The following is a 23,829-nucleotide window of genomic DNA, read 5'->3' as shown; positions in this document are numbered from 1 at the left end:
TCCACTCAGCCGGAATCGGACATACCCCGGTCGGTTCGTCGTGTCGGCCGAGACGCCCTGGTCGACGGGCGGTTTCCGGGCGGTGTGCGGGGGACGAGCCCGTGCTGATTGGCGTAGACCACCGCGTGGATGCGGTCACGCACCCCGAGTTTGGCCAGCACGCGGGAGACGTGAGTCTTCACCGTCTCCTCGCCGACGCCGAGCAGCGTGGCGATCTCGGCGTTGCTGCGGGCGTCGGCGAGCAGCAGCAGCACTTCGAGCTCGCGGGCCGTGAGGTGCTCGAGCTCCGGCGGAGTGTGCGGCGGGGCGAGGGTGGTGGCGAAGCGGGCGGCCAGCCGGCGGGTCATCGACGGATCGATCAGCGCGTCGCCGCGGAACGCGATCCGGACGGCGGCGACGAGTTCCTCCGGCGGCAGGCTCTTCAGTAGGAACCCGCTCGCCCCCGCGTGCAGCGCGCGATAGAGGTTGGCGTCGCTGTCGTAGGTGGTGAGCACCAGGACGTAGGTGCCGCCCGCCGCGACGATGGCCTCGGTCGCGGCGAGCCCGTTCAGTTTGGGCATGCGCACGTCGAGGATCGCGACATCCGGGCGCAGCCGGGCGGTCTCGGCGATGGCCGCGCGGCCGTCGCTGACCTCGGCGACGCAGTCGAGGTCGGCCTGGCTGTCGAGGACCGCGCGCAGGCCGGAGCGGAACATGCTGTGGTCGTCGGCGACGAGCACCCGGATCGGCCGGTTCATGCTCCTCCGATCGGGACGGAAACCGCGGTGTGCCAAGAGGTTCCGGCCGCGTCGGGCCCGTAGTCGAGCTCGCCGTCGAAAAGCTCGGTGCGACGGCGGATTCCGCCGAGCCCGCGCGGCACGGCGGTTTCGGCGGCCGTGGGCGCCCGCGGAATGGGATTGGTCGCCCGGATCAGTACCCGATCCGGTTCGTACACCACCTCCAGCCGCGCGTGGTCTCCATCGCCGTGGCGCAGCGCGTTGGTCAGCATCTCCTGCACGATCCGATACACCGTGACGTCCAACGACTCCGGCAACTCGACCACCGTGCCGCGCACGGCGACCTCGACGGTCAACCCGGCGGCCCGCACATGCTCGATCAGGCCGTCGATGTCGACGAGGCCGGGCTGGCGCTGCCCCGCGTCGTCGCGGCCGTGCAGCAGGTCGAGTTGGCGCCGCAGATCCACCATCGCGGCCCTGCTGCTCGACTCCACCGCCGCCAGCGACCGGGTCGCCGCGCCGTTCCCGTTGCCCGCCAAGGCCATTCGGGCGGCGCCCGCGTGGATGCCGATGGCGCTGACATGATGGGAGATCACGTCGTGGAGGTCGCGCGCGATGGCCGCGCGCTCCTCGGTCACCGCGCGTTCGAGCGCCACCTGATGCTCCTGGCGGCGCTGCCGCTCCCGCTGCTCGAGGTCGGCGATGTAGGCGCCGCGCGCGGCGGTGTACCGGCCGACCAGCCACGGCACGCAGCCCGCGGCCGCCATCGAGGCGACGAGCAGCCGCCAGTCGTGCCCGCCGCGGTGGTAGGCCAGCACGTTCGCGCACGCGACGCCGCCGCACAGCAGGAGCATGGTCAGCACCGACCTCGCGCCGGTGAGCCACGCGCCGGCGCGGTACCCGGCGACCAACAGGCCGACGCCCGCGAACTGCCCCTCGAAACCGTGCCGGTGCAGCAGCACGGCCGCGACCAGTCGAATCGCCACCTGGCTCGCCGCGACGACGGCTGCGGTGCGCGGCGGCGCGGCCAAGGCGAGGTCGCTGAGGACGATGCCGGTCAGCACCGCGACGGTATGCCACGGCGCGAAGGCGAACACGCCGCACAGCGCGAGCAGCACGCCGTCGATCAGCGCCGCGACCACCGCGACCACCAGCGACTGGCGGGCCAGCGACCTGCTCAGATCCAACAGTGCGCCACCGCCTTCCGGTCGTGCGAGCCCCTCGCGGGCGATCCTAGGCCCTGTGTCGAGTCCCATCCGGCCGGACTTCGGCACAGGTCTGGCGAGATCGGCGCTCCGGCCGCCGCGCGCTGATCCCGGCCGTCGCGGTCGACTCTGCCCGCCGGAGGCCCCGATCGCGTCCCCCGCGCGGGGGACGCCGAATCCCCCGGCGGCGCGATGTTCGCGCAGGCCAGCGCCCGTAGCGTCGTGCTCGACGACGGACGAGTTCTCGTGAACCGACTGGAGTTGTTGACCTATGCCCTCCCGGCCTTCGCGTTCTTCATGCTCGTGGAGTGGATCGCCTACCGGCGCGACCCGGACCGCCCGGCCAACGGCGGGTCGGGACGCGACACCATGTCGAACATCGCGACCTTCACCCTCGGCCGTCTCGCCAAACCGCTGACGCAGTACCTGATTCCGTTCTCCGCGGTGGTGGCCGCGGCGGCGATCACCCCGCTGCACCTGTCCGCGAGGTCGTGGTGGGTGTGGGTGCTCGGGCTGGTGGTCACCGATTTCTGCTACTACTGGGCGCACCGCGCCGACCACCGGGTTCGCCTGCTGTGGACGGCGCACAGCGTCCATCACTCCAGCGAGTACTTCAACCTGTCGACCGCGATTCGCCTGCCGTGGGTGCATCCCGTCGCCAATGTGCTGCGCGGAATGGCTTGGGTGCCAGCGGCTTTGCTCGGATTCCCGGTATGGATGATCTTCCTGCTGCAGAGCATCGGCCTGCTCTACCAGTTCCCGATCCACACCCAGCGGGTCACCACACTGGCTCGCCCGATCGAGTTCCTGTTCAACACCCCGGCCCACCACCGCGTCCACCACGGCTCCAATCAGCCTTACCTCGACAAGAACTACGGCGGCATATTCATCGTCTGGGACCGCATGTTCGGCAGCTTCGCCGCCGAGTCCGAGCCCATCCACTACGGACTCACCAAGAACGTCGGCACCGACAACCCGCTGAAGGTCAACTACCACGAGCTGGCCGGACTCGTCCGCGACGTGCGCGGCGCGGCCACCTGGCGCGGCCGCCTCGGCTACGTCTTCGGCCCGCCCGGCTGGACCGAGCAGCGGCCGGTCGCGCCGGAACCGTTGGCGGCCAAGCCTGTTCAACTCACTCCGTGAGAAAGAACCGAACGCTGCTGATGCTCGGCGCGCCGGCGGCGAACTCGACGAACGCCACCCCGCGGGTGTCGCCGAAACGCACCGTCGCCGACACGGTGCGTCCGGCCGCGATCAGTTTGCCCCACCGCATGTTTCGCGCCCGGTTGGTGAACTCCTCCACCGAAACCGGTGTGCCCGCAGGGAATTCGACGACGGCGTAGTGGCCGAGCAGCCCGCGCACGCGAACCAGGTCGGTGCTGCCCGCCGCGGCGAACAGCCGCGACGCGACGCGCTTGCCCGTCCGTCCGATCCCGCCCAGCGCACGCAGCATGCCGAGCGCGCCGTCCACACCCTGATTGCTGATCAACTGCGGGCCGAGCCGCAGCGCGGCGCCGAACCCGCTCGGTCCGGTGCGCAGGAGTTGCACGATCATCGGGGCGAGTTCCCAGTGCGCGGCGAGGTGCGCGATCTTCCAGCCGCCGTCCTCCTCGACCAGCCGGTAGCGCAGGTGCATGGGGACCGAGACCCTGGCCCCGGTCGACATGGTCGTCTCGATGGTCAGGTCGCGCACCACCGTCGGCGGCGCCACGATGTCGCGCTCGATCCGGAAGGCGATGTCGTTCGGACCGATGAAGGTGTCGTAGAAGCGCTCGATGGCGGCCCGGCCGATGTGCGGACGCGCGCCGACCGGGTCGTTCACCTCGGCGCCGGCGGCGAACAGGTCGACCCACGCGGATTTGTCGTGCACGGCGACCGCGCGGGGTGACGCCTGGACGGCCGTCAACAGCTCGGCGGCCGAGGGTTCCAGCGGCATGACAGATCCTCCGATGTCGACGATGACTGCTCCCATGGTAGAACAAGTTCCAGTTGGGCCGATCTCGACGATTCCCGCAACAACGATGCATGAACGTTGCAATAAGGCCGTGTCTGGTTAGAGTCGTCGCATGGGCATCGAGTGTTCGAGCGTCGTCGCGGCACCACGGTCCGAGGTCTTCGACTGGTATGCCCGGCCGGGCGCCTTCGCGCGGCTGGCGCCGCCGTGGCAACCCGCATCGGTGCTGGCCGAGGCCGATTCGCTGGCCGAGGGCACCGCGGTGCTCGCGCTGCCCGGCGGCTTGCGCTGGGTCGCCAGGCACGAGCCGGCCCACTACGACCCGCCGCGCCGCTTCGCCGACCGGATCGGCGTCGACGGGCTCGCCTCGCTGCCCACCGGACTGCTGCTGCGCTGGCGGCACACGCACGACTTCGAGGTCGTCGACGAGGCGCACACCAGGGTGCTCGATCGGGTGCGCACGCCGGTGCCCGCGTTCGCGCTCCGCCCGATGTTCGACTACCGCTATCGACAGCTGGCCGACGACCTGGCCGCGCACGCCGACGCCGCGAAGGCGGGCTTCACGGGCAAGACGATCGCGGTGACCGGCGCGTCCGGGCTGGTCGGCTCCGCGCTCACCGCGTTCCTGACGACCGGTGGCCACACCGTTCTCCGCCTGGTCCGGCACGCCGCGAAAGCCGGTGAGCGCCAATGGAACCCGGACGACCCGGCACCCGATCTGTTCGACGGCGTGGACGCGGTGGTGCACCTGGCGGGCGCCTCGATCGCCGGACGCTTCACCGACGAGCACAAGCAGGCCGTCCTCGACAGCCGGATCGAGCCGACCGAGCGCCTCGCCGCGCTGGCCGCCCGCGCGGGCGTGCCTGCCTTCGTCAGCGCGTCCGCCATCGGCTACTACGGCTACGACCGCGGCGACGAGCGACTACCCGAAACCGCCTCGCGCGGTGGAGGTTTCCTGGCAGACGTGGTGGACGCGTGGGAAGGAGCCGCCGATGCGGCGGCCGAGGGCGGTGTCCGGGTCGTCAAGGTGCGCACCGGCATCGTGCAGTCACCACGCGGCGGCACCCTTCGTCTGCTGCGCCCGCTGTTCGCGACCGGGCTCGGCGGCCGCATCGGAGACGGGGAGCAGTGGCTGTCCTGGATCGGGATCGACGATCTGGTGGACGTCTACTATCGCGCGCTCTGGGACACCGGCCTGACCGGACCGGTGAACGCCGTTGCGCCGCAACCGGTTCGCAATATCGAATACACCAATATCCTGGCGGGCGTGCTGCGCAGGCCCGCGCTGCTCCCGGTGCCCGAGTTCGGCCCGGCGCTGCTGCTCGGCGAGCAGGGCGCCCGCGAACTCGCCGCCGCCAGTCAGCGTGTCGTGCCCGCCGCGCTGGACCGGGCCGGACATCGTTTCCGCACAACGGATCTCGCCTCGGCGCTGCGCCATCTGCTCGGTCGTGCGCAGAGCTGACTCGGCGCTGCGACTCACTCGGATCACCCGCCAGACCGACCTCGGCATGCCCACCGTCGGCGGCGTTCAACAGCCGCGTCGCGGGGCTCGCTGCCGACCGGTTGCGAGTAGGTACTGGAACGATTCGCCTACGGAATCGGCGAAGCGTGCTTGACCACCGTGTCGAGGCTGGCCAGGGCTGTAGCGGCAGCTTTGGCCAGCGGTTCGTGGTCCTCGCGTAGGCCGGGACGGTGGTAGTGCATCGACAGCATGCCGAGGAGGCCGCCGTGGTCGTCGAACAGCGGGTAGGTCTGTACCGCCCGGGAGCCGGACGCGAGCATGACCGCGCGGGTCTGGCCGTCGAAGACAGGGCTGGACGCGACCTCGTCCACCAAGACCTGGCGGCCGGTGGTGAGTGCCAGGGCGCACGCGGATGGCACGTCGGCGTCGACGGCCGCGAAGTAGTCGAGGAAGGCCGGTGTGAAGCCGAGGTGCCGGGCCAAGTGCAGCACCCCGGTCCTGGGATCGTGGACCTGGAGATCGCACGCGTCCGCCCTCGCCTGCCGGCAGGTGGCCAGGACGATGGCTCGGTGCAGAACGGTGCGGTCGGCGAGTGCCAGGAAGTCCCTGTCGGTCAGAGCGCCGGGGATCGGTGCACAGCCGCTGGCGGAAGGCGTCGATGATCGCCGCGCGGCTGGCTCGTGTCTCCGCGTCGATGACGCGCTGGTGAGCCCGGCGGACGGCGTCCTGTACCTCGAGGGCCCTCGGCCCTGCCGCGGCGTGGTTCGTCATGGGGTCACCGCCTTGGCTGAGGTTCTGTCGGCAGGGCTCGTGTACCGCCGCCATCCCGGGCCAGCAGGGCGTCGAAGTCGGCGAGATCGAGCGGTTTGGCGAAATGGGCGTCGAACCCGGCGGCGTGGCTGCGTCGCAGGTCGGTGTCCTGGTTGAAGCCGGAGACCGCCACCAGCAGGGTGTGCCGGTGCAGTGTGTCCTGGCGCAGCCGTCTGGCGATCTCGTAACCATCGATGTCCTCGCCGAGCGCGAGGTCGCACAGGATGACGTCGAACGGGGTGGATTCGGCGATGGCGAGCGCGTCGTGTGCGGTGGTGGCCACGGTGACGGTGTCGCCCCGGCGTCGCAGCATGATCGCGTACATCTCGGCCAAGTCGGTGTTGTCATCCACGAGCAGCATCCGTAGCGCCTGGTGCACCGGGCGGTCCGCGGTGGGCGGGACGGCCTTGGTGGTCAGCGGGATGCGGACGGTGAAAGTGGCCCCCGTGCCCGGTCCAGCGCTGTGCGCGCGGACCTCGCCCTGGTGGAGCTCCACGATGCCTCGGACGATCGCGAGGCCGAGGCCGAGCCCGCTCGGCGTGCGGGTGCCGGTGTCGACGCGCGTGAACGGGTCGAACAGGGTGTCGGCCAGCACCGGGTCGAACCCGGGGCCCGTGTCGCGGACCCGCAATACGGCCCGGCCGTTGTGCACGGCGAGTTCCACGGTGACCACGGCGTTGTCCTCGCTGTGCTTGCGCGCGTTGTCGAGCAAGTTGGTGAGCATCTGTCCGAGGCGGACGGGATCGCCGTCGATCATCACCGGCTCGTCGGGGAGCGTGACCGCAGGCCGGGCGAGGTGTGTTGGCAGGTCGTCCATGGCCGCGTGCACGAGCGCGCGCAGGTCCAGTGGATAGCGGGTGGCGTGGAGGTTGCCGGTGGTGACGCGGGCGGCGTCGAGCAGGTCGTCGGTGAGGCGGCTGAGCGCGGTGAGCTGGCGTTGCAGCACCTGGTGGGCCTGGTGGCCGGCGATGTCCAGGCCGAGCACGTCCAGTGCGGCGCTCGCGGACGCGAGCGGGTTGCGCAGTTCGTGGGACAACGTGGCGATGAAATGGTCCTTGGCTCGCTGCTGGGCACGCAGTTCCTCGGTGGCGGCCGCGAGCGCGGCGTTGGCCTCGCGCAGCTGCTGGTTGGCCTCCTGCACCTCGCGGGCGCGGGTGTAGAGGTCCGCCTCCATCTGCTGCAGCTGCGCCGCCGTGCGTTCCCGGTCCTGCTCACGCAGGTTGATCAGCTCGGTCACGTCCTGCACCCGGTGCACGATGAGCATCACTCGTCCGGCGTCGTCGAGGATCGGGCTGTTGACAGGACTCCAGTACCGCACGACGAACCCGCCGTCGGGTGCGCGGATGTCGTAGCGTTGCAGGGCCATCGTGTCCGGCCGGCCGGTGTCCACCACGGTCTGCAGCGACCGCCGCAGGTTGCCGACGCCGTCGGCGTTCGGGTCGTCGGGGTTGTCCGGGAACACCTCGAACATCGGTCGGCCAGCGACGGCGTCCGGGTCGATCATCGTGGCCCGCGCGTAGGCATTGTTGACGGTGACGATCGTGAAGTCCGCTGTCATCAGCAGGTACGGGGACGGCAGGTGCTGAAACAGGCGGCGGTAGTCGAGTCCCGCGTACACGCCGGTCATGGGTCCAGCCGGTAGCCGGCGCCGCGCACGGTGACGATGCGCGGCCGGTCCACCCCGGCACCGGTGAGCTTGCGGCGCAGCCGGTAGATGTGTTCGACGACCGCCGACGGGTCCTGGCGCTCGCTCCCCCAACCCCACGCCGCGCCCAGGAGTTGGGCGGGGGTGAACACCCGGCGTGGCGCGGTGGCGAGGTGGACCAGCAGCCTGTACTCCAGCGGGGGGGAGCTCGATCAGCTGGCCGTTGGCGGTGACCTCGTGCGAGTCGGTGTCGACCGCCAGGGCGCCGTGCCGGATCACCGCGTCGGCCTTCGGCGCCCGGCTGCGGCGCAGCACCGCCCTGATCCGCGCCGCCAACTCCGGTAGGGAGAACGGTTTGACCACGTAGTCGTCGGCCCCCAGCTCCAGACCGACGACCCGGTCCCGCTCGCTGCTCCACCCGGTCAGGATGATCACCGGCAGGTGCCGGCCTGCGCGAACCTCCCGCAGCAGGTTCAGCCCGTTGCCGTCGGGCAACCCGAGATCGAGGACCATCAGGTCGGCGGGGTGCTCGCGCAGCGTCGCGACGGCCGTCCGCGCGTCCATAGCCGGCACGACCTGGAAACCGTCTCTGCGAAGGTAGGTAGTGGCCATTGTCACGAGGTCCGCCTCATCTTCGACGAACACGATCACCGGCCTCGTGAGGTCGGTGTTGAGTGGCTCGTAAGGCTGAACTTCGTCGATCGGCTGGCCATGTGGCGGCGGTGCCGCGTCCATCCGCAGATAGTACCACTGAGCAGGTAATACTTAGGGCCAGCAGAGGAGCCGTCTTGGTCAGCCCACGCTATGGCGACAGCACCTTGCCCACCAGTGCGCGGCACGGCGTCGACGCCGTCGATCGGGTCCGTTGGCGATGCGACGTCTCCGGCGAGCTCATCGGACGCTCCGACCAGCTGATCGACCAATCAGCACAACGCATCGAGCAGACAACAGCCCGGCTGCTACCGAGCGAGGACAACACACCACCGATATGAGGACGGCACGCGCCCGACGACGGCACGTGCCGACCTCACCGCACCGCCCACGGGCCGGTGTGAACGACGACGACACCGATTTCGATCAGATCCGTTGCCGTCGTGGGCGTGTACATCGACGACCGCAGTGGCCTGCACAGGGTTGCGTCGCCGGGTAGAAAAAGCGTTGAGTTGACGGCTGCGGTTCTCGGCGGCTCGCCCGAGTCGACAGCACGCCTCCCGACACGCTCGATCGTGCCATCGACGTGCCGGCTCGCGTGGTGGGGCGAAGCCTGTGCCAAGCAGGATGCCTGAACCTAGTTGACTCGATTTTGCATCGTTACGTGGTCGCCCGAGGTCGAACATCCTTCGCGTATCGCTCGCACACGTCGAATCGTGGATTCTGGCTCGTGTCGTCCGGTCAACTCAGGCGGTCGACGGCATCCACCAGACTCACCACGCGTGCCGTCGCCTCCGGCAGGATCACCGAGTCCCAGCCCGGCCCGCCGACGAACACCCGCGCCCCCGCGTCGAGACAGGCGCGCACCGCCGAGCTCAGTGCGGTCGATTCCTGCTGCGACCACAGCACCACCGCGGGCGGCTGATCGTGCCGCGCGAGGCTGTCGGTCAGTGCGCTGGTCGGGACGTCCGGGCCGAGCATGTGCGCGTCGACGCCGCGCTCGGCCAGCGCCGCGCGCAGCACCTCGAGCGGGAGGGCGTGCGTTTCGCCGCTGGTGCAGGCCAGCACGACCGGCCGCGCGGTGGACGCGTCGGGCGGGGGATCGGTGCGGTGCAGCACCGAGGTGATGCACCAGGACAGCAGGTGCTCCACGTCGATGCAGCCCTCGCCCGCGTCCTGGCGTGCGACGATGTCGGCGAAGGCGGGGCGGCACAGGCGATCCCACGTGTCCACCACGCCGTAGGCGCGGAAGTGCGCCTCGAGGTAGTCCGACACCGCGCGGGTCTCGAGCGTGAACGCCGCGGCGAGCAGCGGGAAGTGATCGCCGAGCCGGGGCGCGGGTCCGCGCACCGCGGCCGCCGCGCCGGCCGGGCTCGCGCCGTCCTGGATGAGCGTGAGCATCCGGCCGAGCAGCGCGATGTCGGCCTCGGTGTAGAGCCGGTGCTTGCCGGGTCGATGCTGCGGCGGGCCGATGTTGTAGCGGCGATTCCAGCTGCGCAGCGTCGCAGTCGGGATGCCGAGGCGCTCGGCGACCGCGCGGACCGTGTAGCCGGCCGCGTCGGAAGCGGGAGCGGAACCGGCGGACATCGCCCTATTGTGCCCGTTCCGCCGCGCCCGATTCGCCGCACCCGGGCCGCCGGGCGTCGACCAGGGCGGCGAAATGCGGCCGTTGCATCACTTGTGCATCGTTATGGGCTACCATGGCCGATGTCGTCGATTCCGAAGGAGTTCGCGTGACATCACGAAGACAGCGGTATCCGATTCGTCTCCTGGCCGCGGTGGCCGGCTCGGTTCTTCCGATGGTGGCGCTGGGCGGAGCACACGCGACCCCGGCGCCGGTCCCGTCGCTCGATCTGAACCGGTACCTCGGGACCTGGAATCAGCTCGCCGCCGTGCCGCAGTACTTCAATCTCGTCTGCGCTCGCGACACCAAGGCGGAGTACGCGCTCGACGCACAGGGCAACGTCTCGGTGCGCAACACCTGCACCACCTGGACGAACGCGCACAACGAGATCAACGGCACCGCGACGGTCAACGACCGGATGACGGGCGCGCAACTGCACGTCAGCTTTCCAGGCGTGCCCACCCAGGACCGGATCGACGGGCCGACCAACTACATCGTGACGGCGCTCGACCCGGACTACTCGTGGGCGGTCGTCACCGACCCCGGGCGAACCTCCGGCTTCGTGCTGTCCCGCGCGCCGCGGCTCGACGAGGCCGCGTGGTCGCGGGTGCGCGCGGGAATCGTTGCGGCAGGCCAGGATCCGTGCCTGTACCTGACCTCGCCCGTCACCGGCGGGATGGACGGCATCGTCCCGCTCTGCACGCTCTGACCGAATTCGCACGCTCTGACCCGAGTACGCACGTTCGACCCCAGTTCTGCGGCGCCCGCGAGGGTCGCGTCGACGGTGTCCAGCGTTGAGCCGCCCATGTCACCGTGGCGCCACCCTCACGGCCGCCGCAGATCCCGAGAGTTGTCACCGCACACCGCGAAGGGGAGTAGATGACCGTCACCATCGCCCTGTTCACCCGTGATCTGCGGGTGCACGACAACCCGGTGCTCACCGCGGCCCATCGCGAAGGGACGGCGGTGGTACCGCTTTTCGTCGTCGACGAGGCCATCGCGGCCGGTCGGTTCGCCGCGCCGAATCGCGCGCGCTTCCTCGCCGCCGCGCTCGCCGAACTCGACGGTGAGTTGCGGGCGATGGGCGGCAAGCTGATCGTGCGACGCGGAAATGTGGTCGCGGAGGTGGACCGGGTGGCGGCGGAGGTGCACGCCGGCAGCGTGCACATCGCCGCCGACGTGAGCGGGTACAGCCGCGGGCGCGAGCGGGCGCTGCGCGAGCGGCTGGCCCGGCGCGACTGCCTGCTACACACCCATGCCGCCTCGATCACCGCCGCCGATCCCGAGGTGCTGGTCCCGTCCACCGGCCGCGACCACTTCGCCGTGTTCACCCCGTATTTCCGGCGGTGGGCGGAGGCGCATCAGCGCAAGCCGTTCGGCAAGCCGCGCGAGCTCACCGTGCCGCCGGTGGCCAGCGATCCGCTGCCCGAGGCCGAGGACATCTGCGCGGGTCCGACCTCGCCGCAGCTCGCCGTCGGCGGTGAGACGACCGGGCGAAAGTTGTTGCGGGACTGGCTGTCCGGTCCGATCGTCGGCTATGAAGACGACAACGACAACCTCGCCGCCGATGCCACCTCCCGACTGTCGCCCTATCTGCACTTCGGCTGCGTGTCGCCGGTGGAGGTCGTGCACCGGGTCGACATGTCCACGCCCGGCGGCCACGCCTTCGCCAGGCAGCTGGCGTGGCGCGACTTCCATCACCAACTGCTCGCCGCCCGGCCCTCGGCCGCGTGGTCGGACTATCGTCCGAGGTCGATCGCCTGGCGCGACGATCCCCAGGCCGTCGCGGCCTGGCAGGACGGTCGCACCGGATACCCGGTCGTCGACGCGGCCATGCGGCAACTGCGCGCCGAGGGCTGGATGCCGGGCCGAGCCCGGCTTATTACCGCCAGCTTCCTGACCAAATCGCTGCGCGTGGACTGGCGGATCGGCGCCGAACACTTCCTGCGCTGGCTGGTCGACGCGGATCTGGCCAACAACCAGCTCAACTGGCAGTGGGTGGCGGGCACGGGCACCGACACCAGGCCGAATCGCGTGCTGAACCCGCTGCGCCAGGCCAAGCGTTACGACCCGGACGGCGAGTACGTGCGCCGCTGGCTGCCCGAGCTGGCTCATCTCCCCGGCGCCGCCGTGCACACGCCATGGCGCGAAACCCTCGATGCCGCCGAGTATCCCGCGCCGATCATCGAGTGCGTCGGAATGTAGCGCGTGGCCGTCGGCTAGTCGCGTGCCAGACTGGTCCGATGGCGACCGTCGTGGCTTTTCACGCGCACCCGGATGATGAAACCCTGCTGACCGGCGGAACATTGGCCGCCGTGGCCGCGGCCGGGCACCGGACGGTGCTCGTGGTGGCCACCGACGGGCACATGGCCGCACTCGACGGCCGAAAAGCCGTGCGGCTCACCGAGTTGGCGGCGAGCGCGGCCGCACTCGGCGTAGACCGGGTGGCGCATCTCGGGTACGCGGACAGCGGTCACGGCGCCGTGCTGTACGCGGATCCGCCGGACCGCGTCCGTTTCCTGCGGGCCGAGGTGGCCGAGGCCGCCGAGCGGCTCGCCGCGATCCTGCGCGAGGAGCGCGCCGACGTTCTGCTGAGCTACGACCGCAACGGCGGCTACGGGCACCGCGACCACGTGCGGGTGCACGAGGTCGGCACGCGCGCAGCGGAATTGGCCGGCGTGCCCAGGGTGCTCGACGCGACGATGCCGCGCGACAGGGCCGCTCGGATCATGCGCCTACTCGCGCGCATGGGTTTCCGCCGCGACGACGTCGACCTCCGATCGCTGTACAGCGCGGACGCCGAGATCACCCACCGCATCGACGTCCGCGCCTTCGCGGCCCAGCGCAAAGCCGCTGTCGCGGCGCACCGTTCGACGATCGAGCAGGCGGGCAGTTACGCCGCGATCGCGAAAGTCATTCTGCGGCTGCCCGCACCGATCCTCGGCCGGCTCATGCGCTGGGAATGGTATGTCGAAGAAGGGGCCGGGCCGGTGGCCCGACCGCTCGACGACCTCTTCCGGTCCGCCCGTGACTGACCCGAGAATAACTGGCACACAACGTAAATCACTCAGGCTTGCCCGCGCGGCAATACGACCCGGAATACGGCTCCCTCGCCCGGCTCGCTGTGTACTGTGACGCGCCCGCCATGCGCCGCCACCAGCGCGTGCACGATAGACAGGCCTAACCCGCTGCCGCCGCTCGCCCGGGTCCGGGAGCCGTCCGTGCGATAGAAGCGCTCGAACACGCGCGCGGCGGCCTCGGGCGACAGTCCCGGCCCGGAGTCGATCACATCGACGCGGACATCCTCGCGAAAAGGCGTGAGCCGCACCACGACCGCCGCCTCGGGCGGGGTGTGCGCGAGCGCGTTGCCCAGCAGGTTGGCGAGCACCTGGCGCAGCCGCGGCTCGTCGCCGATCACGTCCAGCGTGCCCTCGCCAGGCTCCACCACCACGCCGATGCGCCGTTCGGCCGCGGGCCGCTGCCGGGCGGCCACGGCCTGCGCGTTGTGCACGGCGTCGCCCGCCAGTGCCAGCAGGTCCACGGGTTCGCGCGCCAGCGGCCGCTTCTCGTCGAGTCGCGCGAGCAGCAGCAAGTCCTCGACGAGTAGGCCCATGCGCTCGGCCTCGGACTCGATGCGGCCGACCACCATGGTGGCGTCGGTGCTCGCGCCCTGCCGATACAGCTCGGCGAAGCCGCGAATGGTGGTCAGCGGGGTGCGCAGTTCGTGGCTGGCGTCGGCGACGAACCGGCGCATGGTGGCCTCGGAGCGGCGGGCCGCCTCCTCGGAGGCCTCGGTCGCCGCGACGCCGTACTGGATGCGGGCGAGCATCTCGTTCAACGACCTGGCCAGGCGGTCGACCTCGGTGTCCACCCCGCGCACCGGCACCCGCCGGTGCAGGTCGCCGCCCGCGATGGCCGCCGCGGTGTCCTCCACCTCGCGCAGCGGCCGCAGGCTGCGCTGGATCACGAGGTAGCCGACCACGCCTAGGGCAACCAAAGTGATAGCGCCCGTGGCGATCTCGAAGAAGATCAGGCGCGAGACCGTCTCCTGATTGTCGGTCAGCGGCAGTCCGATGGTGGTCGAGCCGAACTGGTTCGAGGTGGTCAGCACCCGCCAGTGCACCGGCGAGTCGTCGGCGGAGCCGACCGTCGTCGGGGCGGCGCCGGTCTGTCCGCTCAGATCCGGTATGCCCGAGGCGTTTCCGCCGCCGGGCGCCTCGAAGAACACCTGTCCGCCCGCGTTCCGGTGCAGTTCGAAGAATCGCCGCGGCTGGTCGCCCGGTGAGCGAGGCTGCGGTATCGGGACGGGTGCGTCGGCCGGAACCCACTGCACCGCACCGTCGTCCGTGCGCACCTCTTTCATCTGTCGCGGCTGGGCCCAGCCGCGCGAGGCGTCGTAGAGCTGCTCGTCGGTCCGTTGAGTCAACGACTGACTCAGCGCCGAGGTCACCGCGACCCCGGACGCGAGCAGCGCCGAGGCCGTGAGCAGCAGCAACGCGATCACCAGCCCGATGCGCAGCGGAACCGAGGCCACCCGCCGCGCCAGTTTCGCCCGCGTGTTCACGCGCGGCTCGATCGCGGCTGCCCGACTCCGATCCACATTCCCGCGAGATGTACGCCGATCATGACCCCATGGTCAAGCCGCTACCGCTGCCTGAGCTGCGAGTGAGCTGGGGATCCGCTGTGAGTGGCCGACGGGGGTGCCCGCACCGCGCCGTTGCGCTGCGGACACCCGGGTCGGTTGGCTCGTGCCGATCGCCGACGATGCGGCGTAAACACCAAGTACCCATTCGATAGGCCCATCACCCCACGAATTTTCGCGATTCTCGGCCGAGGCGAGTCGCGGGCTCGACCCCCCGGATGCGCTCGGGAGCTTGGATACCGTTGGCGGCGTTGGTCGATCAGATGCCGGGGGAGAACGTCGATGGCAACGCCCACCGCGTCTTCAGGTTCGGCGAGGGCTGATCGGCGGTCGGCTTACTCCGGCAGCCAGGATCGGCCGGGGCGAGTCCACTGGTGGTCCTTGATCATTCGGCGGGCGGCCCGCTGGTTGCGCCCGATCAGCCGCTCCAGGTAGAGGCGTCCCGCGAGGTGGTCGGTCTCGTGCTGGAGGCAGCGCGCCAGGTAGCCGGTGGCCTCGACCGTGACCGGCCGGCCCGTCACGTCCACGCCGGTGACGCGGGACCAGTGCGCGCGGCCGGTCGGGAACCACTCGCCGGGCACCGACAGACAGCCCTCGAGGTCGTCGTCGGGGTCGGGCATGGTCTCGGGAAGCGCGGAGGTCTCGAGGACCGGGTTGACGACGCAGCCGCGGTGGCGCACGGAGTCGTCCACCAGGTCGTAGACGAACACCGCCCTGGCGTCGCCGACCTGGTTCGCGGCCAGGCCCGCGCCGTTGGCGGCGGTATTGGTCTCGAAGAGATCCTCGACGAACGCCGCGAGTTCGTCGTCGAAGGTGGTGACCGGCGTGGCCGGGGTGGACAGGCGCGGATCGCCCGCGATCAGGATTGGTCGAACAGCCATGCCCAGCAGAGTACTCAAATACGAGTAGTCGTGGCAGACTAGGCGGGTGAACGAGACTCGGTTGTTCGTACTGGCCGCGCTGGCCAAGAGGGGGCCGATGCACGGCCATCAGCTGCGCCGCGACGCGCGGCTGGACCGCGCCGAACTGTGGTCGCGGGTGAAACCCGGCTCGCTGTACGGCGCCCTGCACCGCATGGAGGACGAGAACCTGATCCGCCCGCTGCGCACCGAGCAGCAGGGCGGACTGCCCGCCCGCACCGTCTACGAGATCACCGACGAGGGCCTGCGCGAGCTGCGGGCGCTGCGGGAGGAGGCCTTCGCCGATGTCGAGATCCGCCCGGACGTGGTCGATCTCGCCCTGGCGGTCAGCGCGGACCTCGACCGTGAGCTGCTGCGCGGCTACCTCGACGATCGCATCGCCGCCCTGCGGGCCCGCGCCTCCCGCATCGAACACCAACTGGATCGCCGCTGGCCCGACCAGAGCCACGTGGACGACCTGATCGTGGACCACGCCAGAATGCGCATCCAGTCCGAGATCGACTGGCACGAAAAGGTTCTCGCCGACATCGACAAACTGGACGCGCCCCGCTGACGGTCAGCGGCGGCGCAGGCGCAGCACGTTGTCCTTGCGGGTGCCGGGTTGTCCTTCCGGGCCGGCGTGTTCGCGCTCGGCGAGGCCCTCGGCCTCGACCGTCCACTCGGCGGGGTCGAGGTCCAGACCCGCGCGCACCTCGGCGGTGCTGGGGAAGTGGACGTCGTGGGGCGGCGTCTCGACCCAGCTCGGCCACTCGGCGTGGCCGACGATGAGCAGCTGACCGCCGGGGGCCACCGCCTCGGCCGCGCGGCGCAGGATCTTCTCGCGTTCGTCGGCCTGGGCGACGGGTGAGTGCAGGTACTGGGCGGTCACCAGATCGAATCGGCCGGCGGGGAAGGAGTCGGCCAGGTCGTGGCGCTGCCACTCGATGCCGGTGATTCCCAGCTCGGCGGCGCGGGCCTTGGCGCGCCCGAGCGCGGTCTCGGAGACGTCCACCGCGGTGACCCGCCAGCCGCGTTCGGCGAGCCAGATGGCGTCGGCGCCCTCGGCGCAGCCCAGATCCAGCGCGGTGCCCGCGGGCGCGGACTCCACCTCGCGGACCAGCAGGAAGTTCGGCGAGCCGGACCAGACCTGTTCCCGCTCCTGATAGAAGTTCTCCCAGAACTCCACCGTGGTGCCCGTGCCGCCGTGGTTGTGTGTCTCGCTCATGGACACCACGATCCACACCTGCGGCTGTGGCGGCAAACTTCTTTGCCGGTTCGGCAACAACTACTCGTCGGTGGGCTCGGCGTCGGCGCGTTTCTCCAGGGTCGGCCGGCCCTCGTGGGCGACCGCGCGATCCTCGATGAGCATGGTCGCCCGATGGTCGGCGCCCCAGCCGGCGTGCGCCTCGGTCCGCATCCGCTCGACCATGTGCGGGTAATGCAGCTCGAAGGCCGGCCGCTCGGAGCGGATGCGCGGCAGCTCGTAGAAGTTGTGCCGCGGCGGCGGGCAGGTCGTGGCCCACTCCAGGGAATTGCCGTAGCCCCACGGATCGTCCACCGTGACAACCTCGCCGTAGCGGTAGCTCTTGAAGACGTTCCAGATGAAGGGCAGCATCGAGCCGCCGAGAATGAACGCCCCGATCGTGGAAATCGTGTTCAGCGTGGTGAATCCGTCGATGGGCAGGTAGTCGGCGTAGCGACGCGGCATCCCCTCGGCGCCGACCCAGTGCTGGACCAGGAACGTCGTGTGGAATCCGATGAACGTCGTCCAGAAGTGCCATTTACCGAGCCGCTCGTCCATCATTCGCCCGGTCATCTTCGGGAACCAGAAGTAGATGCCCGCGAACGTCGCGAACACGATGGTGCCGAACAGTACGTAATGGAAGTGCGCCACAACGAAATACGAGTCCGTGACGTGGAAGTCCAGCGGCGGGCTCGCGAGGATGACGCCGGACAGGCCGCCGAACAGGAAGGTCGTCAGGAACCCGAGCGACCACAGCATCGGCGTCTCGAAGGTCAACTGCCCCCGCCACATCGTGAAGATCCAGTTGAAGAACTTCACCCCGGTCGGCACCGCGATCAGGAACGTCATCAGCGAGAAGAACGGCAGCAGAACGGCTCCCGTCGCGTACATGTGGTGCGCCCACACCGCCACCGACAGCGCGCCGATGGAGATCGTCGCGTACACCAGCGCGCTGTAGCCGAACAGCGGCTTGCGGCTGAACACCGGGAAGATCTCGGTGACGATGCCGAAGAACGGCAGCGCGACGATGTACACCTCGGGATGTCCGAAGAACCAGAACAGGTGCTGCCAGAGCAACACTCCGCCGTTGGCCGTGTCGTAGATGTGCGCGCCGAGGTGCCGGTCGATCGCCAACGCGAACAGCGCCGCCGTCAGGATCGGAAAGGCAAGCAGGACAAGGATGCTGGTGATCAGGATGTTCCAGGTGAAGATGGGCATCCGGAACATGATCATGCCGGGGGCGCGCAGGCAGATGATCGTGGTGATCATGTTGACGCCGCCGAGGATGGTGCCGAGGCCGGACAGGATGAGCCCCATGATCCACAGGTCCGCGCCCGCGCCGGGGGAGTGCTCGAAGGTGCTCAGCGGCGTGTAGCCGGTCCAGCCGAAGTCGGCGGCGCCGCCGGGGGTGATGAAGCCCGCGGTCGCGATGGTGGCGCCGAACAGGTACAGCCAGTAGCTGAACGCGTTGAGGCGTGGGAACGCGACGTCCGGGGCCCCGATCTGCAAGGGCAGCACCGCGTTCGCGAAACCGAACACGATCGGCGTCGCGTAGAAGAGCAGCATCAGCGTGCCGTGCATGGTGAACAGCTGATTGTACTGTTCCGTCGACAGGAACTGCATACCGGGCCTGGCCAGTTCCCCGCGCATCAGCAGCGCCATCAGCCCGCCGATGAAGAAGTACGACATCGCCGTGACGAGGTACATGACTCCGAGCACCTTGGGATCGGTGGTCGTGATCATCTTCCAGATGTAGGAGCCCTTCGGGCCCATCCGCCGCGGGTACGGTCGAACCGCCTGAAGTCGTTCGGTCTGCGTCACACTCACGGCCGCCGCCACCTTCCGAACCGTCCACCTCGAGGGCCGGCACGACCGGCCTCTCTCAACCAAACCATGTGACCGCAGTCTCACGCCACCCCTTGATCGACTTTGCCGAAGGTTTGCCCTATCGGCCGGAAAATGCGTCGTCAAAGGCGGTTTTTCCGGCGTTCTGGCAAGGTCGAATTGATATGTGCCGCGTATCAGTGTCGGTCTGGTCGTCGGCCGAAGTGCCCTCCGCCTCGTGGTCGCACCGTCCTACTCGGAGTGCTGAGATCGGGTGGGCAGAACCTGCCCGAGCCGGTGCTGCGCGGGCAAGCCGGCTTGACCGAGATCACCTGCCGGTGGCGATCATTCGCGAAACCCTCGGCGTACCAAGGGAAATCACCGGGAAAGTGCGCTCAGTCGTCGAGGGGGTCGCGCAGGGGCATGCCCTCGACCGCGCGCAGCCGCTCGCTCATGGTGGACAGCAGGTCGATGGAGTCGTGCGAGAGGCCGACCGCGGTGTACAGGAGCCTGCGTAGGCGCGGGCTGTCGATCGATCGCGCCACGACGGCGTCGTAGTCGGTCGAGGTGCTGTCGAACGGTCGGACGAGCTGGTCGAGATCCACGGCGAGGTACTCACAATCGGTCATCTGGCCCCCTTGGACCATTGTGGGCGCGCTGGGCCGCGCGCCTGCGCGATGTGCACGGGTCTGCCTGATGCCGCGACGCACACCGCACCCACTTCGTCGCTGCGCCGACCCGGAACGTTTCGCGCTCGGTTCAGGACATTACGGAACCCGAACGGCGATCACACATCGCGCCCTCCGCCACGGTCGGCGCGCCTCGGCTGTGAACTGGATCGCAGTCCGCACGCCGCCGGAACTTTCCCGCCGCGGTAGCCGACCGCTCAACGAGACCTGGCTCAGGTGCGAACATTCGTCTGGAGGATGGTGGACGGCAACGTGCAGGGGAAACGCTCGACGATCCACCTCGTCCCGCCCATCGCGGTCGTCGTGCTGCTCGCTCTGGTCATCGGCTCGGTGGTCGAGGCGGGCGACGCGCCCTACCGCGCCGCCGGTACCGCGTATCCGGGCCTCGCGGACGTGCTCGGCTACGTGCTGCTGCGCGTCGTCGCCGCGCTGGCCGGCGCGACCGCGCTCGGCGCGCTGGTCTACGCGGTGTGCTGCACCGCTGTCACCGCCCGCGGGCGCCTCGACGTCGACGGATACTCCGGCCTGCGGCTCGCCGAGCGAGCCGGTGTGGTGTGGCTGCTGTCGGCGCTGGCCCTGATCCCGGTGACCGCGGCGAACATCGGTGGGCTGACGGTCTCGGGCCTCTTCCGGATCGGGGCGCTCGGGGCGCTGATCGATGCGAGCGAGAAGCCCAAGGCGTGGATCGTGGTCGCCGTGCTGGCCGGCGTGGTGACCCTGGGCGCTCGAACGGTGTTGTCCTGGAACGGAACAGCCGTGCTCGCGGTGGTTGCGGCCGTCGCCGTGCTGCCGCCCGCGCTGGTCGGGAACGCGGGGGAGGGGCCGAATCACGACTACGGCACCGGCGCGATGATCGTCTTCCAGCTCGCGGTCTCGGTGCTGCCCGGACTGCTGTGGTGCGTCGCGGACCAGCTGCGCCGCAACGGTTCCCACGCGCACACCGCGGATCGCCGCGGCGCGACGATCGCCCTGCTGTGCCTGGCCGCGGCCGCCGCGAGCGGGCTCGTGCTCTGGCTGATCCTGTTGCCATGGACCGACGTGCTCACCACCGGGTACGGACTGCTGGCGCTGGTGGTGGTCGTTCTCGGCGGCGGTGTGGCGCTGACGATGCGACGCCGCGGTCCACGGACGGCGCTCTTGTTCACCTGTGGCGCAGCGCTTTCCGCGGTAGCTCTGGGTGCGACGGTGGCCATGGCGGTGCGGCCCGCCCCGGCCTTCGCCGACCGGTCGTTCACCGCGCAGGAGGTCTTCCTCGGATTCGATCTGCTCGACCGCCCGAACCCGCTGCGGTTGATGACGCTGTGGCGCTTCGACATTGTGCTCGGCACCGCCGCGCTGGCCGCGATCGTGCTGTACGCGCTGGGCGTGCTGCGGCTGCGGCGGCGCGGGGACGCGTGGTCGCCGTGGCGCGCCGCGTCGTGGGTCGGCGGCTGCGTCGCGCTGCTGATCGCCACCTCGTCCGGCGTCGGCGCCTACGGCTCGGCGATGTTCAGCATGCACATGCTCACGCACATGGCGTTGAACATGTTCGTGCCGGTGCTGCTCGTGCTCGGCGCGCCGGTGACCCTGCTGCTGCGCGCGGTCGCGCCCGCCGAGCGCGGGCAGGTGCCAGGGGTGCGCGAATGGGTTCTCTCCGTGTTGCATTCGCGCCCCACCGCCGTGCTGGCGCACCCCGCGACGGCGCTCACGCTCTTCGTGATCTCGCTCTACGGGCTGTATTTCACGCCGCTGTTCGAAAGCCTGATCCGCTATCACTGGGGGCACGTGCTGATGAACGTGCATTTCCTGATCGTGGGCTACCTGTACTACTGGGGCATCATCGGCATCGATCCCGGCCCGCGCAGGCTGCCCCACCTCGGCAGGCTGGGGATGTTGTTCGCGGTCATGCCTTTTCACGCCTTCTTCGGCGTCGCGGTGATGTCGATGAACTCCGTGATCGGCTCGCGCTTCTACACCAACCTGCAGCTGCCGTGGCGCATCGACCTGCTCGCCGATCAACGCGTCGGCGGCGGAATCGCCTGGGTCTCCGGCGAGATCCCGATCCTGCTCGTGGTCGGCGCGCTGCTCACCCAGTGGGTGGCGCAGGACCGGCGCACCGCCGTGCGCATCGACCGCAAGGACGAGGAGTACGGCGACTCTGATCTCGTCGCCTACAACGCCATGCTCGAGCAGTTGGCCCGGTCACGACGCTGAAACTTCAGCGGCCGAAGCGAACTCGCCGCAGCCGCAGGCTGTTCGAGACGACGAAGAACGACGAGAACGCCATGGCCGCGCCGGCGATGAGCGGGTTCAGGAAGCCGAGCGCGGCCACCGGGATGGCGATCACGTTGTAGCCGAACGCCCACACCAGGTTTCCCTTGATGGTGCGCAGCGTGGCGTGCGCGAGCTCGATGGCGTCGGCGACCGCGCCGAGATCCTCGCGCACCAGGATCACGTCGGCGGCCGCGATCGCGACATCGGTGCCCGCGCCGATGGCCATGCCGAGGTCGGCGGTGGCCAGCGCGGCGCCGTCGTTGATGCCGTCGCCGACCATCACGACGCGGTGGCCCTGCTCCTGCATGCGGGCGATCAGCTCGACCTTGCCCTCCGGAAGCAGTTCGGCGACGACCTCATCGATGCCGATCTCGTCGGCCACCGACTGGGCCGCGTAGGCGTTGTCGCCGGTGAACATCATCACCCGCAGCCCAAGCCGGTGCAGCCGGGCGATGGCCGCGGCCGCCGTCGCCTTGACGGTGTCGGCCACCGCGATCACGGCCACCGCCTCGCCGTCGACGGCGACGAGCACGGCGGTGCGTCCGGCGCGTTCCTGCTGCCGCACAGCGCGATTCAGCTCCGGCGGGACATCGAGGCCTTGATCGTCGAAGAGCCGGGACCGGCCGATCAGCACCCGTCGGCCGTCCACCACCCCGCGAGCGCCCAATCCCGGTAGGGCTGCGAAGGATTCGACCGCGGGCAGATCCGCGTGCTGCTCGCGCGCGTGCCCGGTGATCGCCTCGGCCACCGCGTGCTCCGACGCGGCCTCCACCGCACCCGCCAGGCGCAGCACCTCCCCGACGGTGAACGGCCCGTGCTCGACCACCGCGACCACGCTCATCGCCCCGTTGGTGACGGTGCCGGTCTTGTCCAGCACCACGGTGTCCACGTCCCGCGTGGCCTCCAACGCCTGGTGCCCCTTGATGAAGATGCCGAGCTGCGCCCCGCGCCCCGACGCCACCATGAGCGCGGTGGGGATGGCGAGGCCGAGCGCGCACGGGCACGCCACCACCAGCACCGCCAGCGCGGCCGCCGCCGCCGTGTCCGCTCCCGCGCCGGTGATCAACCAGATCACGAATGTCAGTGCGGTCACGAGGAATACGAACGGAACGAACACCGCCGACACCCGATCCGCGACGCGCTGCATGCGCGCCTTGCCGGTCTGGGCCTGCTCGACCAGCCGAATCATCCCGGACAGCTTGGTATCCGCCCCCACCGCCGCGGCCTCCACGATGAGCCGCCCGGTGAGCGCGGTGGTGCCGCCGATCACCGCCATGCCGGTCGACACGTCGACGGGGACGGACTCGCCGGTCATCGCGCCGGCGTCCACACTCGACTCTCCGGACACCACAAGGCCGTCGGCGGCGATGGTCTCGCCGGGGCGCACCACGAAACGCTGACCCTCCACGAGTTCGCCGATGGGAACCCGTATTTCGCGGTCCTCGCGGGTCAGCACGGTCACCTCGCGGGCGCCCAGCGCGGCGAGCGCCCGCAGCGCGCTGCCCGCCGACCGCTTGGCCTTCGCCTCGAAGTACCGGCCCGCCAACACGAACGAGGTGACGCCCGCGGCCACCTCGAGGTAGATCGCGTCGCCGGCCCAGATCGCCGCCCATACCCCGTCGGGCGCGGGCCCGGATCGGTTGGGGTGCAGGAACATCGTGTCCAGCGACCACAGCGTCGCGGTGATCACGCCGACCGAGACCAGCGTGTCCATGCTCGCCGCGCCCGCCTTGGCGTTGGCGAAGGCCTTGCGGTGGAACGGCGCGGCCGACCAGACCACGACGGGCAGCGCGAGCACGGTGAGGATCAGTTGCCAGCCGGGGAAGCGGGTGGCGGGGATGGTGGCGAACATGACCGAGAGATCGGCCAGCGGGAAGAACGCGATGAGCGCGACGACCAGCCTGCGCAGCAGGTCGCTGACGGCGGCGTCCTCGGGCGCGGAGTCGATCGCCTCGACGTGGTCGGTGATCGGCGACGCGCCGAAACCGGTGGCTATGACCGTGTCGCACAGCCGCTCGGCGCTGACGTCGCCGACCGCGTCGATGGTCGCGATGCCGGTGGCGTAGTTCACCGACGCGGTGACGCCGTCGATCGTGTTGAGCTTGCGTTCCACCCGGGTGGAGCACGCGGCGCAGCTCATGCCGGTGACGGCGAGGGAGATGCGGTTCGGCGCGGTGCGAGTGATCGGGTCGAGCTCGAGGGTCATGACGGT

20 protein-coding genes are annotated in these 23,829 nt (G+C 70.1%); 8 read left to right on the top strand and 12 right to left on the bottom strand.

All coding sequences use genetic code 11. The features are described 5' to 3' along the window. Positions 1-5 precede the first annotated feature (5 nt). Entirely contained in the window at positions 6-737 is a 732-nt protein-coding gene (locus tag ON39_RS25315; RefSeq protein ID WP_083894683.1) for a response regulator, read from the bottom strand. Continuing rightward, on the bottom strand, positions 734-1,903 hold the full coding sequence (locus tag ON39_RS25310; protein WP_246002794.1) for a sensor histidine kinase: 1,170 nt from the start codon (positions 1,901-1,903) through the stop codon (positions 734-736). The genes ON39_RS25315 and ON39_RS25310 overlap by 4 nt, the downstream gene beginning before the upstream one ends. 264 nt (positions 1,904-2,167) lie before the next feature. Here ON39_RS25310 and ON39_RS25305 point away from each other — a divergent pair, with 264 nt between their 5' ends. After that, complete coding sequence (locus ON39_RS25305; RefSeq protein WP_040738117.1) at positions 2,168-3,064, top strand: sterol desaturase family protein; 897 nt, start codon at positions 2,168-2,170, stop codon at positions 3,062-3,064. On the opposite strand, the gene ON39_RS25300 is transcribed toward ON39_RS25305, so the two are convergent. Then, entirely contained in the window at positions 3,054-3,857 is an 804-nt protein-coding gene (locus ON39_RS25300; protein WP_040738085.1) for a nuclear transport factor 2 family protein, read from the bottom strand. The genes ON39_RS25305 and ON39_RS25300 overlap by 11 nt on opposite strands. Positions 3,858-3,987: 130 nt before the next feature. Between ON39_RS25300 and ON39_RS25295 the strand changes: the two genes are divergently transcribed. Continuing rightward, on the top strand, positions 3,988-5,337 hold the full coding sequence (locus tag ON39_RS25295) for a TIGR01777 family oxidoreductase (protein ID WP_040738084.1): 1,350 nt from the start codon (positions 3,988-3,990) through the stop codon (positions 5,335-5,337). A 128-nt stretch (positions 5,338-5,465) separates the two neighbouring features. Here ON39_RS25295 and ON39_RS25290 read toward each other — a convergent pair whose 3' ends face one another. Both ON39_RS25290 and ON39_RS51695 read right to left on the bottom strand, forming a co-directional pair. Continuing rightward, the gene (locus tag ON39_RS25290; RefSeq protein ID WP_051187042.1) at positions 5,466-5,828 is read right to left on the bottom strand and encodes a GAF domain-containing protein; all 363 of its coding nucleotides are present in this window, start codon (positions 5,826-5,828) and stop codon (positions 5,466-5,468) included. Between the two features lie 284 nt (positions 5,829-6,112). Next, positions 6,113-8,527: a response regulator gene (locus ON39_RS51695; RefSeq protein WP_211336280.1), complete on the bottom strand. Its 2,415-nt coding sequence runs from the start codon at positions 8,525-8,527 to the stop codon at positions 6,113-6,115. Between the two features lie 53 nt (positions 8,528-8,580). Between ON39_RS51695 and ON39_RS48995 the strand changes: the two genes are divergently transcribed. Further along, entirely contained in the window at positions 8,581-8,784 is a 204-nt protein-coding gene (locus ON39_RS48995; RefSeq protein ID WP_146251048.1) for a hypothetical protein, read from the top strand. Positions 8,785-9,184: 400 nt separating this feature from the next. Here ON39_RS48995 and ON39_RS25275 read toward each other — a convergent pair whose 3' ends face one another. Beyond that, positions 9,185-10,030 (bottom strand): MerR family transcriptional regulator, encoded by an 846-nt coding sequence (locus tag ON39_RS25275; protein ID WP_040738083.1) that lies wholly within the window; start codon positions 10,028-10,030, stop codon positions 9,185-9,187. A gap of 212 nt (positions 10,031-10,242) precedes the next feature. On the opposite strand from ON39_RS25275, the gene ON39_RS25270 reads away from it, so the two are divergent. The 3 genes from ON39_RS25270 to ON39_RS25260 all read left to right on the top strand — a co-directional run bounded on the left by ON39_RS25270 (position 10,243) and on the right by ON39_RS25260 (position 13,102). Next, the gene (locus ON39_RS25270; protein ID WP_083894687.1) at positions 10,243-10,776 is read left to right on the top strand and encodes a lipocalin family protein; all 534 of its coding nucleotides are present in this window, start codon (positions 10,243-10,245) and stop codon (positions 10,774-10,776) included. Between the two features lie 170 nt (positions 10,777-10,946). Beyond that, a complete protein-coding gene (locus ON39_RS25265) occupies positions 10,947-12,272 on the top strand; it encodes a cryptochrome/photolyase family protein (RefSeq protein WP_040738082.1) in 1,326 nt (441 codons plus the stop codon). Positions 12,273-12,310: 38 nt separating this feature from the next. Next, complete coding sequence (locus ON39_RS25260; protein ID WP_040738081.1) at positions 12,311-13,102, top strand: PIG-L family deacetylase; 792 nt, start codon at positions 12,311-12,313, stop codon at positions 13,100-13,102. A 32-nt stretch (positions 13,103-13,134) separates the two neighbouring features. On the opposite strand, the gene ON39_RS25255 is transcribed toward ON39_RS25260, so the two are convergent. Together ON39_RS25255 and ON39_RS25250 are read right to left on the bottom strand one after the other, a co-directional pair. Beyond that, entirely contained in the window at positions 13,135-14,631 is a 1,497-nt protein-coding gene (locus ON39_RS25255; protein WP_281278346.1) for a sensor histidine kinase, read from the bottom strand. Between the two features lie 413 nt (positions 14,632-15,044). Further along, on the bottom strand, positions 15,045-15,590 hold the full coding sequence (locus ON39_RS25250; RefSeq protein WP_040738080.1) for a peptide deformylase: 546 nt from the start codon (positions 15,588-15,590) through the stop codon (positions 15,045-15,047). Positions 15,591-15,636: 46 nt separating this feature from the next. Between ON39_RS25250 and ON39_RS25245 the strand changes: the two genes are divergently transcribed. Beyond that, on the top strand, positions 15,637-16,182 hold the full coding sequence (locus ON39_RS25245) for a PadR family transcriptional regulator (RefSeq protein ID WP_040738079.1): 546 nt from the start codon (positions 15,637-15,639) through the stop codon (positions 16,180-16,182). Positions 16,183-16,185: 3 nt separating this feature from the next. Here the strand turns inward: ON39_RS25245 and ON39_RS25240 are convergent, their stop codons facing one another. From ON39_RS25240 to ON39_RS25230, 3 genes are all read right to left on the bottom strand, one after another. Continuing rightward, entirely contained in the window at positions 16,186-16,833 is a 648-nt protein-coding gene (locus tag ON39_RS25240) for a class I SAM-dependent methyltransferase (RefSeq protein ID WP_040738112.1), read from the bottom strand. 60 nt (positions 16,834-16,893) lie between these two features. After that, positions 16,894-18,624: an aa3-type cytochrome oxidase subunit I gene (gene ctaD, locus ON39_RS25235; protein WP_246002825.1), complete on the bottom strand. Its 1,731-nt coding sequence runs from the start codon at positions 18,622-18,624 to the stop codon at positions 16,894-16,896. 446 nt (positions 18,625-19,070) lie between these two features. Next, on the bottom strand, positions 19,071-19,304 hold the full coding sequence (locus tag ON39_RS25230; protein WP_146251049.1) for a hypothetical protein: 234 nt from the start codon (positions 19,302-19,304) through the stop codon (positions 19,071-19,073). A 276-nt stretch (positions 19,305-19,580) separates the two neighbouring features. On the opposite strand from ON39_RS25230, the gene ON39_RS25225 reads away from it, so the two are divergent. Then, positions 19,581-21,557, top strand: coding sequence for a cytochrome c oxidase assembly protein (locus tag ON39_RS25225; RefSeq protein ID WP_246002795.1), 1,977 nt, complete (start codon positions 19,581-19,583; stop codon positions 21,555-21,557). Positions 21,558-21,561: 4 nt separating this feature from the next. On the opposite strand, the gene ON39_RS25220 is transcribed toward ON39_RS25225, so the two are convergent. After that, positions 21,562-23,823 (bottom strand): heavy metal translocating P-type ATPase, encoded by a 2,262-nt coding sequence (locus ON39_RS25220; protein ID WP_040738077.1) that lies wholly within the window; start codon positions 23,821-23,823, stop codon positions 21,562-21,564. Positions 23,824-23,829: the final 6 nt, after the last annotated feature.

The sequence above is a fragment of the Nocardia tenerifensis NBRC 101015 genome, from assembly GCF_000308715.1.
GTDB classification, from domain to species: Bacteria; Actinomycetota; Actinomycetes; order Mycobacteriales; family Mycobacteriaceae; genus Nocardia; species Nocardia tenerifensis.
Note: the sequence above shows the minus strand (reverse complement) of the source record. Positions and strands in the feature narration are given on the sequence as shown.